General features: G+C 41.1%; 13 protein-coding genes. 8 read left to right on the forward strand and 5 right to left on the reverse strand.

Going from position 1 to position 14,544, the window contains the following annotated elements:
• Positions 1–2 precede the first annotated feature (2 nt).
• Positions 3–1,208: a PepSY-associated TM helix domain-containing protein gene (locus BM378_RS18385; RefSeq protein WP_036973697.1), complete on the forward strand. Its 1,206-nt coding sequence runs from the start codon at positions 3–5 to the stop codon at positions 1,206–1,208.
• A gap of 56 nt (positions 1,209–1,264) precedes the next feature.
• Here BM378_RS18385 and yidC read toward each other — a convergent pair whose 3' ends face one another.
• The 4 genes from yidC to rpmH all read right to left on the reverse strand — a co-directional run bounded on the left by yidC (position 1,265) and on the right by rpmH (position 3,869).
• Entirely contained in the window at positions 1,265–2,896 is a 1,632-nt protein-coding gene (yidC, locus tag BM378_RS18390; RefSeq protein ID WP_036973695.1) for a membrane protein insertase YidC, read from the reverse strand.
• An 8-nt stretch (positions 2,897–2,904) separates the two neighbouring features.
• A complete protein-coding gene (yidD, locus tag BM378_RS18395; protein ID WP_036973693.1) occupies positions 2,905–3,177 on the reverse strand; it encodes a membrane protein insertion efficiency factor YidD in 273 nt (90 codons plus the stop codon).
• A 129-nt stretch (positions 3,178–3,306) separates the two neighbouring features.
• Positions 3,307–3,729: a ribonuclease P protein component gene (gene rnpA / locus BM378_RS18400; protein WP_036973690.1), complete on the reverse strand. Its 423-nt coding sequence runs from the start codon at positions 3,727–3,729 to the stop codon at positions 3,307–3,309.
• A 5-nt stretch (positions 3,730–3,734) separates the two neighbouring features.
• A complete protein-coding gene (gene rpmH, locus BM378_RS18405) occupies positions 3,735–3,869 on the reverse strand; it encodes a 50S ribosomal protein L34 (RefSeq protein WP_008488847.1) in 135 nt (44 codons plus the stop codon).
• A 506-nt stretch (positions 3,870–4,375) separates the two neighbouring features.
• Between rpmH and dnaA the strand changes: the two genes are divergently transcribed.
• The 7 genes from dnaA to BM378_RS18440 all read left to right on the forward strand — a co-directional run bounded on the left by dnaA (position 4,376) and on the right by BM378_RS18440 (position 14,052).
• Positions 4,376–5,764: a chromosomal replication initiator protein DnaA gene (dnaA, locus tag BM378_RS18410; RefSeq protein WP_036973688.1), complete on the forward strand. Its 1,389-nt coding sequence runs from the start codon at positions 4,376–4,378 to the stop codon at positions 5,762–5,764.
• Between the two features lie 13 nt (positions 5,765–5,777).
• Positions 5,778–6,881 carry a DNA polymerase III subunit beta gene (gene dnaN / locus BM378_RS18415; protein ID WP_036973687.1) on the forward strand — a complete coding sequence of 368 codons (1,104 nt, stop codon included), beginning with the start codon at positions 5,778–5,780 and terminating at the stop codon, positions 6,879–6,881.
• Between the two features lie 6 nt (positions 6,882–6,887).
• Complete coding sequence (recF, locus tag BM378_RS18420) at positions 6,888–7,982, forward strand: DNA replication/repair protein RecF (protein ID WP_036973686.1); 1,095 nt, start codon at positions 6,888–6,890, stop codon at positions 7,980–7,982.
• Between the two features lie 12 nt (positions 7,983–7,994).
• Positions 7,995–10,421 carry a DNA topoisomerase (ATP-hydrolyzing) subunit B gene (gyrB, locus tag BM378_RS18425; RefSeq protein ID WP_036973684.1) on the forward strand — a complete coding sequence of 809 codons (2,427 nt, stop codon included), beginning with the start codon at positions 7,995–7,997 and terminating at the stop codon, positions 10,419–10,421.
• A gap of 142 nt (positions 10,422–10,563) precedes the next feature.
• Positions 10,564–11,463, forward strand: coding sequence for a glycine--tRNA ligase subunit alpha (gene glyQ, locus BM378_RS18430; protein WP_036973766.1), 900 nt, complete (start codon positions 10,564–10,566; stop codon positions 11,461–11,463).
• 8 nt (positions 11,464–11,471) lie between these two features.
• A complete protein-coding gene (gene glyS / locus BM378_RS18435; protein WP_065978277.1) occupies positions 11,472–13,541 on the forward strand; it encodes a glycine--tRNA ligase subunit beta in 2,070 nt (689 codons plus the stop codon).
• A 61-nt stretch (positions 13,542–13,602) separates the two neighbouring features.
• Positions 13,603–14,052 carry an early set domain-containing protein gene (locus BM378_RS18440; RefSeq protein ID WP_036973682.1) on the forward strand — a complete coding sequence of 150 codons (450 nt, stop codon included), beginning with the start codon at positions 13,603–13,605 and terminating at the stop codon, positions 14,050–14,052.
• Between the two features lie 111 nt (positions 14,053–14,163).
• On the opposite strand, the gene tusA is transcribed toward BM378_RS18440, so the two are convergent.
• Complete coding sequence (gene tusA / locus BM378_RS18445) at positions 14,164–14,403, reverse strand: sulfurtransferase TusA (protein WP_036973681.1); 240 nt, start codon at positions 14,401–14,403, stop codon at positions 14,164–14,166.
• Positions 14,404–14,544 lie beyond the last annotated feature (141 nt).

A 14,544-nucleotide genomic window follows, 5' to 3' on the forward strand; every position in this document is an offset into this window, starting at 1 on the left:
GTGTGAGCGCTAAGCAGTGGTTTAACTTACATTCGTGGGCAGGACTCGTTGTTGGGGTCCTGCTTTTTGTTATTTGTGTGTCCGGTACGTTAGCAACCCTTAGTCACGAGATAGAGTACCTGACTGGAAGTAAATATCGTGCTTTAAGCTCTTCACCCATGACTAACTATCCCGCGATAGAATCCAGTCTTAATAAGCATTATCCCAATGCACAAGTACTGTATATCCATCGTCATAAGCAAGATTATTTAGCCACAGAAGTTGCGCTAAAAATTAATGATACATTTCGGTTTGTTTATCTTGATGCTGCCTCAGGAGAAGTATTAGGAGAAGGAGAGTGGGCACGAATATCGCGGTTTTTACGTAACTGGCATATGAATTTATCCATGGGCTGGACTGGTAAGTTGATTGTGACAAGCTTAAGTATCTTAGTACTTATATTACTGGTCTCGAGCTTTTTTGTTTACCGACGCTGGTGGCAAGGCTTTCTTAAAAAGCCAGCCCCACTTTTATTGCATAAACGCAATGGTTGGGCAGACTGGCATAAGCTTGTAGGACTTTGGAGTACGTGGTTTATTGCTGTTATGGCGGTAACGGGTCTTTGGTATCTGATAGAGCATGGATTGCAAACAGCCAAAGTAGATCATTATGTTGCAGAACCTACAAAGGTTATTGCGCTAAAACAAAGCGCGTCGACAAGTAATATGATGCCAATATCTTTAACGGCCGCATACGAAGCAGCACAACAGGCTTTTCCTAGTTTAGATATTCGTTATATTGGTTACGGACAAAAAGCAGCACAGCCTATCGAAGTTCGTGGCTATAATAACGATATTTTACTACGCCTACGCGCTAATCGCGTCTATATAAATGCAAGCACAGGGGCCGTGTTAGGCATTCAAAAAGGGCAAGACTTGCCGTTTGTTCCACGTATAAAAGACACCGCTGATCCACTGCATTTTGGAAACTTTGCAGGTCTAGGCACAAAGTTTATTTGGGCTATTTTTGGTAGCTTGATGAGCGGTGTTAGTGGTGTTGGAATTTACATGAGCTGGCTGAGAGTTAAACGCAAAGCAACCGTTTCTAGCTGGTTAGGTGTATCAGGTTATATAGCCATAGGCTTGGTTATAGGCTCTGTGGTAATAACAAGCGTTAGCGTTAGTGAACGTAGCGTGCCAAAGCAGCTTTATGCACCTGTACTCGGTTAAAAATAACTGGGCATTAAAAAAGGCGACCTAAGTCGCCTTTTTTGTGCGTAAGGGTTTTAGCCTCTTACTTTAATGCCTTTTTTCTCCATTCCACGGTAGATGATAAGCATCTGCGCGATAGAGATAAGGTTCGATACTAACCAGTAAAGTACAAGGCCAGATGGGAACCATAAGAAGAATACAGAGAAGATTACCGGCATAAACGTCATCATTTTTTGCTGCATTGGATCTTGAACCGTCATCGGTTGCAGCTTTTGTGTGATGAACATACTTGCACCAAATAAAATTGGTAATACGTAGTATGGGTCTTTCGCTGATAAGTCAGTTAACCATAATACAAACTCAGCATGGCGTAATTCTGTTGATTCTAAGAATACGTAGAATAGTGCTAAGAAGATTGGCATTTGTAGTAAAAGCGGTAAGCAGCCACCCATCGGGTTTACTTTCTCTTTGCGGTACATTTCCATCATAGCTTGACCGAACTTTTGACGATCATCGCCAAATTTCTCTTTTAGTGCAGCCATTTTAGGTTGTAATGCGCGCATTTTCGCCATTGACGTGTATTGTGCTTTTGTCAGTGGGTACATTGCAGATTTAACAATGACAGTAATAGCGATGATAGCTAGACCCCAGTTACCTAGGATACTGTGCAACCATTTAAGTAGCACGAATAATGGTTGCGAGATGAACCATAACCAGCCGTAATCAACCGTAAGGTCTAAGTCTGGGTGAATTGCTTCAAGTACATCAGACTCTTTCGGGCCCATATAGTAAGTCGAAGCAAGGGTTGTTTGTGTGCCAGCTTGTACGTTAACAGCTTCACCTTTAGTACCAATGATGGCAGCATTACCAGCCACTAATTTGCTGTATAGCGTATTTTGTTGGTCTTGCTGTGGAACCCATGCACTTACAAAGTAGTGTTGAATAAACGCAATATAACCACCAGCCGTCGTAACATTTAGGTTTTTGTCGGCCATATCAGAGAAGCTGTATTTTTCGTAAGGCTCTTCTTCAGTACCGTATGCAGCCCCTAAGTAGTTTTGATCAACTAAGCTACCTTTATCTTGTACTGTACGCTTCACTTGCGTGTAAAGCTGCACTTGAATCGGATCCGCTGTTACGTTATTTACCGTGTACTCTAAATCTACAGCGTAGTCGCCTTTCTTGAAGATATAAGTTTTGGTAAATGTCACACCTTTGCTGTCGGTAAACTCGAGTGGTACACGAAGCTCATCGCCATTTAAGGTGAACGATTTTTGTGTGGTTTTATAAACAGGGCGACCAGCAACAGTTGCATCTGGGCCGTTTAAACCAATTAAGCCACTTTGTGAGAAGTATTGATTACCGTCAAACTCACCAAGTAGCATAAAAGGTGTATCACTGCCTTTTGTCTCTTCGTATTGAAGTAAGTCTGCTTCAATAATGTCACCACCGCGGGTGTCAATTTTTACAGTGAAGACATCAGTTGTTACATCAATAACTGAGCGCTTTGCTGTTGTAGCAACAGGAACTTCACCGTCAGATGATGCTGGAATAAAGTCATCTGACTCTGATGTTGTTGCGCCTAGTGTTTGTGTTGTGGCACTTGGATCAGCTTTTGGTGCATTGTAGTCGTTATTCCACTCTTGGAATAATAAAAACGACACAAGCATCAAGCCGATTAATAAAAACGTGCGTTGCGATTCCATAACAGCTCTTATTTCTCGTGTTGGTGGTTAATATGATTTTTTGCAGGAACGGGATCATCCCCACCTGCATGTAAAGGGTGACATTTTAATATGCGTTTAACTGCTAACCAACTGCCTTTTACACTTCCATGCAAATTAATTGCTTGAATAGCATAATGAGAACAGCTTGGATTAAAGCGGCAATGTGGACCTAATAGCGGGCTTATCCAATTTTGATAGCCACGAATTAGCATGACTAAACAGCGCTTTGGAATAGCAACAAGTGGTTTAAGTAACCTCATGGTGTGTCTGCCCCTGCGTTAATTTAGTCAATGGAATACCATGAATTTAAATTCCCAAGATAGAATTTTAAATGCATGATTAAAAGGTGAGCTAAAGATACCTTAATTATGCCCGTAATTCTATTGATATCAGGCTTGTTTATTAGATTTTGCTGATTTATTAGGGCGTTTTTTGAAAGGGGGTGGTTTTGGTGCACCCGGCTTGCAGCGTTCGTTAATTTTTCGCCACAATTTATTTAATTGTTTTGTTAACTCTTCGTTTGACTGCTCATCAATGCCACTTTTAACCATAAGCACAATATCAATGTTATCGATTTTGTGTTGATTTAAACGAAAACTTTCGCGAGCAAGTCGTTTAATACGATTACGTTGGCAGGCTTTTTTAACACGTTTTTTAGCGACAGTAAGACCTAGTCGAGGACTTGTTTGGTCATTGGGTTTTGCTAATAAGGTAAAGAAAGGAGTCGCAGCGCGAGCTGGTTCATTAAATATACGAGAGTAATGCGAGGGAGTTAACAAACGTAACTCCCTGCTGAAGCTAAAGTCTTCCACTTATATTAAGCAGAAAGAACTTTACGGCCTTTAGCACGACGACGAGCTAATACTTTACGGCCATTTGCTGTTGCCATACGAGCACGGAAACCGTGTGTACGTTTGCGTTTTAAAACGCTAGGTTGAAAAGTTCTTTTCATAACAATTCCATCCGATCGGTTAAGGTTAAAACATCCTATGCAGGTCGCGATCCTGGCACAGGTGCCATTGCGAGCGCGAGATATTATAGATGAAGACAACAAAAGTCAATCATAATTACACGGCTAACACAGTAATTATAAAGGATCCTGTCGCTCGATCATATAGGATCATCATAAATAAGAAGTTTTCCACAGCCTCTGTATAAAAAGTGAATAAAAGCTTGGGAAAAGCAAATTAGATCGTAGAATTTAATCGCGATCTAGCTGCGAATTTGCTATGATCACTATTCGGATGTAAAAAATAAACCCTATAAAAATCATGTGGTTGTCTTTTTATGAAGACGAGATCATATTTTTCAGAAAAATCAATCTTGTACTTGTGGATAAAGTGCCTTCATAATACTCGGTCTAGGCCAAGAAAATTGGTCAAAGATTAGTAATAAATGTATGATTTTCCATCATTAAAGATGAACGGGAATAATAATTAAATCTCTGGGAGTTTAATAGTGTATCTGTCGGTTTGGCAAAGTTGTTTATATGTATTGCAAGATGAACTGCCGTCACAGCAGTTCAGTATGTGGGTAAGACCACTACAAGCAGAAAGTACCGAAGATACGTTAACTATATATGCGCCGAATCGTTTTGTTCTTGATTGGGTGAGAGAAAAGTATTTAAACCGTATAAATGAACTGCTCGTTGAAATTTGTGGTGATGAAGCGCCCGAGTTACGTTTTGACGTAGGCAGTAAACCTATTTTAAATGCGCAAGCCGCCGTGCCAGCTGCGAGTGCTCCTGTTAGTGCTCAACACACATCTGAGAAACAACAGCCTAAACCTGAAAAAGCGAATGTAGAACCTGCACCAAAATCGGGTTATAAATCAAATATTAAAGAAAATTATACGTTTGATAGTTTTGTTGAAGGTAAATCAAACCAGCTAGCAAAAGCAGCCGCAACTCAAGTTGCAGACAACCCAGGGTCTGCCTTTAATCCCGTGTTTATTTATGGCGGTACAGGTTTAGGTAAAACGCATTTATTGCATGCTGTAGGCAATGGCATCATGGCGAATAAACCGGATGCAAAAATTGTTTATATGCATTCCGAGCGTTTTGTCCAAGACATGGTTAAAGCACTTCAAAATAACGCAATAGAAGAGTTTAAACGTTATTACCGAAGCGTTGATGCATTGATGATTGATGACATCCAATTTTTCGCTAATAAAGAACGTTCTCAAGAAGAATTTTTCCATACCTTCAATGCATTACTTGAAGGAAATCAACAGATTATATTAACTTCAGACCGCTATCCAAAAGAGATAGAAGGGGTTGAAGATCGCCTTAAGTCTCGCTTTGGATGGGGGTTAACGATTGCCATTGAGCCTCCTGAGCTTGAGACGCGCGTTGCTATTTTGATGAAAAAAGCGCAGCAGAGTAAAATTAATTTACCGCATGAAGTGGCCTTTTTTATTGCCAAGAAACTACGTTCAAATGTGCGTGAGTTAGAAGGGGCATTAAACCGTGTGATTGCAAATGCGAACTTTACCGGTCGTCCAATATCAATCGATTTTGTAAAAGAAGCGTTGCGCGACTTACTCGCATTGCAAGATAAGCTCGTAACCATCGATAACATTCAGCGCACAGTCGCAGAGTATTACCGTATTCGTGTTTCAGACCTATTATCTAAGCGCCGCAGTCGTTCTGTAGCACGACCGCGCCAGGTTGCTATGGCTTTATCTAAAGAGCTCACTAATCACAGTTTACCTGAGATTGGTGATGCGTTTGGCGGGCGTGACCATACAACGGTACTGCATGCCTGTCGTAAAGTTAAATCACTGCGTGATGAAAGTCACGAGGTGAAAGAAGATTATCAAAACTTAATAAGAACCTTGTCATCTTAAGGCTGACTTTATTATGCAAATAACAATATCAAGAGAGCAATTTTTAAAACCTTTAGTTCAAGTGTCGGGTGCGATTGAACGCAAGCACACCTTACCGATTTTATCGAACGTACTGTTAGTTGTAGAAAATGGACAACTATCAATGACGGGTACCGATCTTGAAATTGAGTTAGTAGCAAGCGTATTTGTAGGTGAAGACACCGCAGATACAAAATTAACCTTGCCAGCTAAAAAGTTACTCGATATTTGTAAAAGTTTACCCGATGGCTCTGAGCTTACTTTAAGTAGCCAAGATCATCAGTTATTACTAACCAGTGGTAAAAGTCGCTTTTCATTGACCACATTAGCTGCAGAAGATTTTCCGAATCTTGAACAATGGGATGGCGAAGTTGAGTTTCAGTTAACTCGAGTAGAGTTACGTAAACTACTTGAAAGTACTCATTTTTCAATGGCGAACCAAGACGTACGCTATTATTTAAATGGTATGTCGTTTGAAGTCGACAATGCCGACATTAAAACAGTGGCAACAGACGGTCACCGTTTAGCGATTGCACAAAAGCAGTTAGCTCAGTCGCTTAATACACAGCGTCAGCTTATTATTCCACGCAAGGGTGTGCAAGAAATCATGCGTTTAATGGTGGCTGATGATGAGTTAGTAACAATTCAATTTGGCGCTAATCATATTCGTATTATTGATACCGAGTTTACGTTTACAAGTAAATTGGTAGATGGTCGTTTTCCTGATTACCGCCGAGTATTACCACGTGGTGGCGATAAAGTTATTACTGCCAATAGAGAATGGTTACGCAGCGCATTTCAACGTGTGTCTATTTTATCGAATGAGAAATTTCGTGGTGTGCGTTTAAATCTTTCTGAAGGCTTGTTGAAAATAACTGCCAATAACCCTGAGCAAGAGCAAGCAGAAGAAGTGGTTGAGGTTATGTATCAAGGTGGTGAGCTGGAAATTGGTTTTAATGTTTCGTATGTACTCGATGTTTTGAATACATTAAAAACAGAAGATGTCACTTTTACCCTTGCAGATTCAAACAGTAGCGCGCTAATAGAAGGTGCTGGTGACGAAGAAGCGATGTATGTTGTTATGCCGATGCGCTTATAACCTTTTATGAGTTTAAGTCATTTAAGCCTCAATAATTTTCGTAATATTGAGGCGCTGACACTTGAGCCGATAAATGGAATTAATATTATTTATGGCGAAAATGGCAGCGGAAAAACCAGCCTTTTAGAGGCTATTTATTTCCTTTCACATGGTAAATCATTTCGAACCGCCAAGCATAAAAGTATCATTCAGCATCAGCAAGACAAGTTTGTTATTCATGGTCGTAAGGCATTACATGACTTGTCGATTCCGGTTGGAATAAGTAAAAACCAAGCGGGTGAAACATCATTAAAGATCCAGGGTAAAACGAGTCGAAAGATCTCAGAGTTGGCGCAGCTAATTCCTGTGCAAGTGATTACACCTGAAAGCTATTCTTTATTTTTCGGTGGACCAAAAGAGCGTAGAAAATTTTTAGATTTAGGATTGTTCCACGTGGAACATGACTTTTTTTATTTATGGCAATCATTCAATAAAGTATTAAAACAACGTAATGCATTGCTGAAGAGTAAACCTAGGAATTATTTCGAGCAGATCAAGTTTTGGGACAAAGAATTTGTTAGACTAGCAGAACAAATAAATAATTTAAGAATCGCGTATATAAGTAGGTTTAAGCAGCAATTTTTTGATAAAATGTGTGCAGAATTAACGCTTATACGCGATTTAGAAATTAGCTTTAACGCGGGGTGGAAAGAGAGCGAATCGCTCTCAGAGGCTCTTGAACAGAGCTTTGAACGTGATGCCAAACAGGGTTTCACAAGCAAAGGCCCGCATAAAGCTGATTTTAGTTTTAGCGTTTCTGGTAATAGTGTGGAAAATACATTTTCACGCGGTCAATTGAAGCTCTTGCTTTATGCGTTGAAAGTAACGCAAAATAGCTTAATTGAATCAGAAACTGATAAGCAATCTATATTGCTAATAGATGACTTACCTTCGGAGTTAGGTGAAGATACAAAGGAAAAAGTGGGTCAGCTTTTATCGCATTGCGATTCACAACTTTTTATCTCATCTATTTTATCTGAAAGTATTTCTGCTGTGGTGGAACCCATGCAACGAGAACTAAAAATGTTCCACGTGAAACATGGCAACCTAATAACAAGATAAGTGGGATTAACCATGTCTGAGAATTACGATTCGTCGAGTATTAAAGTACTTAAAGGATTAGACGCAGTAAGAAAGCGTCCTGGAATGTATATAGGGGACACCGATGACGGTACAGGCTTACACCATATGGTGTTTGAGGTTGTTGATAACTCTATCGATGAAGCCTTAGCTGGTCATTGTGATGATATTTATGTAACGATTCACTTAGACGGTTCAGTCTCTGTAAGAGATAACGGTCGTGGTATTCCTACTTCAATCCATGAAGAAGAAGGTGTATCAGCTGCTGAAGTTATCATGACGGTACTTCATGCTGGTGGTAAATTTGATGATAACTCTTATAAAGTATCGGGCGGTTTACACGGTGTAGGTGTTTCTGTTGTAAATGCTTTATCGGAAAAACTAAAGTTAACTATCCGTCGCGAAGGTAAACTTCATCAACAAACGTATACAATGGGTGTGCCAGATGCACCATTAGCTGTTATTGGTGACGCGACTGATACAGGCACTGAATTACGTTTTTGGCCAAGCGGTGAAACATTCACTGACCTAAACTTCCACTACGATATTTTAGCGAAGCGTTTACGTGAGCTGTCTTTCTTGAATTCGGGCGTAAGTATTATTCTTACCGATGAGCGTGAAGAAGCGAAAAAAGACCATTTTAAATACGAAGGGGGTATTCAAGCCTTTGTTGAGTATTTAAATCGCAATAAAACACCTGTCCATAAAAGTGTTTTCCACTTTACGCATGAGCGTGAAGAAGACGGCATTAATGTTGAAGTGTCTATGCAATGGAACGATGGTTTCCAAGAGAGCATCTACTGTTTCACAAATAACATTCCACAACGTGATGGTGGTACGCACTTAGCTGGCTTTAGAGCTGCACTTACGCGTACACTAAACAATTACATGGAAAAAGAAGGCTTTAATAAAAAAGCTAAAACAACAAGCAACGCCACGGGTGATGATGCTCGTGAAGGTTTAACAGCCGTTGTGAGTGTTAAAGTTCCTGATCCAAAGTTCTCATCACAAACGAAAGATAAATTAGTATCAAGCGAAGTTAAATCTGCTGTAGAACAAGCCATGGCAGAAAAACTAACAGAGTTTTTATTAGAAAACCCTGTTGATGCTAAAACTGTTGTTGGCAAAATTATTGATGCAGCACGAGCGCGTGAAGCAGCGCGTAAAGCACGTGAAATGACTCGTCGTAAAGGCGCTATGGATTTAGCTGGTTTACCGGGTAAGTTAGCAGACTGCCAAGAAAAAGATCCTGCACTTTCTGAATTATACATAGTGGAGGGTGACTCTGCGGGTGGTTCAGCTAAGCAGGGTCGTAATCGTAAAAACCAAGCAATCTTGCCATTGAAAGGTAAAATATTAAACGTTGAAAAAGCACGTTTTGATAAAATGCTATCTTCGCAAGAAGTTGCGACTCTTATAACCGCATTAGGATGTGGTATTGGCCGTGACGAATACAATCCAGAAAAACTGCGTTACCACCGTATCATTATCATGACCGATGCGGACGTGGATGGTTCTCACATTCGTACACTATTACTTACTTTCTTCTACCGTCAAATGCCAGAGATTGTAGAACGTGGTTATATTTATATTGCACAACCACCACTTTATAAAGTGAAAAAAGGTAAGCAAGAGCGTTATATAAAAGACGATCCAGCACTTGTTGATTACTTAACATCATTGGCGTTAAATAATGCTGCGCTATACACAAGTGAGGGTGCAACCGCACTCGAAGGTGAAGCATTAGAGTCTATTGTTCACGATTATCAAAACACGGTAAAAGTGATTGAGCGCTTAAAACGTAAATACCCGAACACGGTTATGGAACGTTTAATCTATCAAAGTGAGTTAAAAGAAGCTGACCTTGCAGATGAAGCGAAAGTAAAAGAGTGGACTAACATATTAGTTGATGACTTAATTGCTCGCGATGAAGATGCGACTATTTTCCATGCTGGAACAGAACATGATGCTGAGCGTAATTTATATTACCCTGTAGTGAATATTCGTCAGCACGGCGTAGATAAAGCACACGTATTAAACTACGACTTCATTACTTCACGTGATTATAAGCGTATCGCTGTAACAGGTGTAAACATTGCTAATATCCTTGAAGAAGGCGCCTATATTCAACGTGGAGAAAAAACAATTCCAGTTGATAACTTTGTCGATGCATTAGAGTGGTTAATCAGTGAGTCTAAACGTGGCTTGTATATCCAGCGCTATAAAGGACTGGGCGAGATGAACCCAGATCAGTTATGGGAAACAACCATGGATCCTAGTGCTCGTCGTATGTTGAAAGTAACAATTGAAGATGCCGTTGCTGCTGACCAATTATTCGCAACATTAATGGGCGACCAAGTTGAGCCGCGTCGTGAATTTATTGAAACGAACGCGCTACGTGTAGTAAACCTAGACGTATAAGCTAAAACACATGATGAAGAAAGGAGCCTATTGGCTCCTTTTTTTATTGCTGAAAAAGCACAAACTGCTTAAAACCTTACTGCACACAAGGTATACTGAGAGCAATTTTCAGACTAAACGCACCAGATACTATAAGCCAAATATGCAAAAATATGACGTTAAAACCTTTCAAGGTTTGATCCTGGCTTTACAGGACTATTGGGCACAGCAAGGCTGTGTGATTGCTCAACCACTCGATATGGAAGTGGGAGCAGGGACATTTCATCCGTTAACTTTCTTAAAGTCTATTGGCCCAGAGCCAATGTCGAGCGCGTATGTTCAACCATGCCGTCGCCCAACTGATGGTCGTTATGGTGAGAACCCAAACCGCTTACAACATTACTACCAATTCCAAGTGGTATTAAAGCCATCACCAGAAAACATTCAAGAGCTCTACTTAGGCTCGTTAGCTGCTGTGGGAATTGATACGCTAACTGATGAAGTGCGCTTCGTAGAAGACAACTGGGAATCACCTACACTGGGTGCATGGGGTCTTGGTTGGGAAATCTGGTTAAACGGCATGGAAGTGACTCAGTTCACTTATTTCCAACAAGTAGGTGGCCTTGAGTGTTCTCCAGTAACAGGTGAAATTACTTATGGTCTTGAGCGTTTAGCGATGTATATTCAGGGCGTAGATAGTATCTATGACCTAGTATGGGCAGATGGTCCAATGGGCCGTGTTACATACGGTGATGTATTCCATCAAAATGAAGTTGAGCAATCAGCGTATAACTTCGAACAAGCTGACGTTGCATTCTTATTCTCTCAATTTGATCACTGCGAAAAAGAAAGTCAAAAGCTAATTGAGGCTGGCTTACCGCTACCTGCTTACGAGCAAGTAATGAAAGCGTCACACGCGTTTAACTTATTAGATGCGCGCCACGCTATCTCAGTAACCGAACGTCAACGTTATATCTTACGTGTACGTGCTTTATCTAAAGCGTGCGCACAGAGTTACTATGATGCACGTGAAGCACTTGGTTTCCCGCTTTGTAAGGATTAAGAATTAGCATGTCAGCAGAAAATTTATTAGTAGAAATTGGCACTGAAGAATTGCCACCAAAAGCACTTCGTAAACTTGCTGAGTCGTTTGCTGAAAACTTAACAGCAGAGCTTGCAAGTTTAGAGCTAGCCCATCAAGGCGTAAATTGGTATGCCTCACCGCGCCGTTTAGGTTTACGCGTTACAGCACTTGAAGCAAAACAAAGTGACAAGGTTGTAGAAAAACGTGGTCCTGCTGTTGCGGCAGCATTTGATGCCGATGGCAACCCAACCAAAGCTGCAATGGGTTGGGCACGTGGTTGTGGTATTGATGTAAGCGACGCCGAAACCGTTGAAACAGACAAAGGGGCATGGCTACTTCATAAAGCACACGTTGAAGGCCAAGCAACCACCGCGTTAATGAGTGATGCGGTAAACAAAGCGCTTGCTAAATTACCGATCCCGAAACCAATGCGTTGGGGCGCGAATAAAACGCAATTTATTCGCCCTGTACATACGGCAACGATTTTATTTGGTAATACACTAATCGAAGGTGAAATCCTTGGTAAGCAAGTAGGTAACCAACTACAAGGTCACCGATTCCACCACCCAGAAAAGGTCACTATCAATCACGCTGACGAAGTATTTGATGTACTAAAATCTGCGTATGTCGTGGCTGACTTCGAAGCGCGTAAAGCACAAATTCGTGAACAAATTGAAGCTGCAGCGGCTGCTGTCAACGCAAAAGTTGCGATGGATGAAGACTTGCTTGAAGAAGTAACGTCACTTGTTGAATGGCCAGTAACGCTAACAGCAACCTTCGAAGAAGCCTTTTTAGATGTACCCGCTGAAGCGCTTATCTACACCATGAAGGATGATCAAAAATACTTCCCACTACTAGATCAAGAAGGCAACTTACTTAACAAGTTCCTGTTTGTTTCTAATATTGAAAGTAAAGATCCAAGTGTGGTTATTGCCGGTAACGAAAAGGTGGTTCGTCCACGTTTAGCCGATGCACAGTTCTTTTTTGAAACCGATAAAAAGAAAACACTTGAGAGCCGTTTAGAATCATTAGACACGGTATTATTCCAAAAGCAACTTGGTACACTTAAAGACAAGTCAGAGCGTATTAGTGAACTTGCTGGTTACATTGCTGAGCAGTTAGGTGCTGATGCAGAACTTGCAAAACGTGCTGGTCTTTTAAGTAAAACAGATTTAATGACTGAAATGGTCATGGAGTTTACTGACGTACAAGGTGTAATGGGTATGCATTACGCACGTCACGATGGTGAGGCCGAAGAAGTTGCACTGGCGCAAAATGAGCAATATATGCCACGTTTTGCAGGCGACAACCTACCAACGAATGTGATTAGTTGTGCTGTTGCTATTGCTGATAAATTCGACACGCTAGTGGGTATTTTTGGCATTGGCCAAGCACCGAAAGGTGACAAAGACCCATTTGCACTTCGCCGTGCAGCCATTGGTGCGTTGCGTATCATGGTTGAAAAGTCACTACCACTGGACATTCTAGACCTTGTTGCTAAATCACAAAGCTTGTTTGGTGAAAAGCTAACAAACCTAAATGTTTCAACGGATGTGTTTGAGTTTATGCTAGGTCGCTTCCGTGCATGGTATCAAGATGAAGGGATTGAGGTTGATGTTATTCAAGCTGTACTCGCGCGTCGTCCAACTAAACCGGTTGACTTCGATCGTCGTGTTAAAGCCGTTAGTCACTTCCGTACATTAGACGCTGCAGAAGCGCTTGCAGCAGCAAATAAACGTGTAAGCAACATCTTGGCTAAGAATGACATCACAACGCAAGGTGATGTAAATGAGAGCCTATTAAGTGATGACGCAGAAAAAGTACTCGCGTCTCATGTTGCTAAGTTCTCTGTAGAGCTTGCACCACTTTATGCTAACGGCGATTATCAAGAAGCGTTATCACAACTAGCGGGTATCCGTGAGAGTGTCGATAACTTCTTTGATAACGTCATGGTAATGGCCGATGACGACGCGGTTAAGCAAAACCGTTTAGCATTATTAAGCCAGTTAAGCCGCCTGTTTTTAGATATTGCTGATATTTCTGTGTTGCAGAAGTAAGTAATACACACGTTAATAAAAGCCAGCTCAGTGCTGGCTTTTTTGTAAAAGAGGAACAGTTATGAAACGTATACTAACTTTAGCTTTGGCTGGTTTATTAACGGCATGTTCTAGCCAAATTCAAATGCCGAATATCGATGATATTCTGCCCAGTAAAGACTTAGACCGTACCATGTATTTACGGGGTGACTTTACCTTGTGGGATGCAGAACCTCAGTACCAATTTTACCAAGTTGCTCCGGGGATTTTTCAAACGGATGTGAAGTTTTCTACACCTGGCAAAGTGTATGAGTTTAAAGTCGCCGATGCTGATTTCAGCCAAGGCTATAACTGTGGTTTCAGTGATACCGACCCAGCAGGTCAAGCACTCATTTTAGGTGAGGCTGCAAGCGCCGATTGCAACACAATCTATAACTACTTCAGCTTTAAACCTGCGGCAAAAGGGGTTTATGTAGTGAGTTTTGATTACCGCAATAGCAATCAACCAAAAGTAACAGTCACGAAAAAATAACGCTAAGAGTTGAGTGACGCTAAGTGTTGAGTGGGCGATTGATTATTTACATCAAAGTTGACAAAGCCCACTCTGATTTTATTTTTTAGCTCGTAGCTCGTAGCTCGTAGCCTACAATCCTTTCTTCACCAAGTATCGATACGGTGCTTGCTCTACCTCTTTCGCCACGAGTGTGTGATCCATAAAGGTACAAAAGCTGGGAATGTCGCGGGTGGTTGATGGGTCATCAGCGATGATAAGTAAAGTCTCGCCATCTTTCATTTTGCGCACAGCACCACGCACCATCATCACCGGTTCTGGACAACGAAGGCCAAGTGCATCTAATTGGTGATCGGGATTATCAAAGCTCATGGCAGACCTATAAAATGAAAGTAACGAATAGTAAGGGGCTATTTTAGCTTTCAATCACTATTGGTTTCAATAACCGAATTCAAAGCAAATAAAAAAGGTGTACTGTGCGTGACAGTACACCTTTTTATCACCAAGATGTTC

Source organism: Pseudoalteromonas lipolytica (genome assembly GCF_900116435.1).
GTDB lineage: Bacteria > Pseudomonadota > Gammaproteobacteria > Enterobacterales > Alteromonadaceae > Pseudoalteromonas > Pseudoalteromonas lipolytica.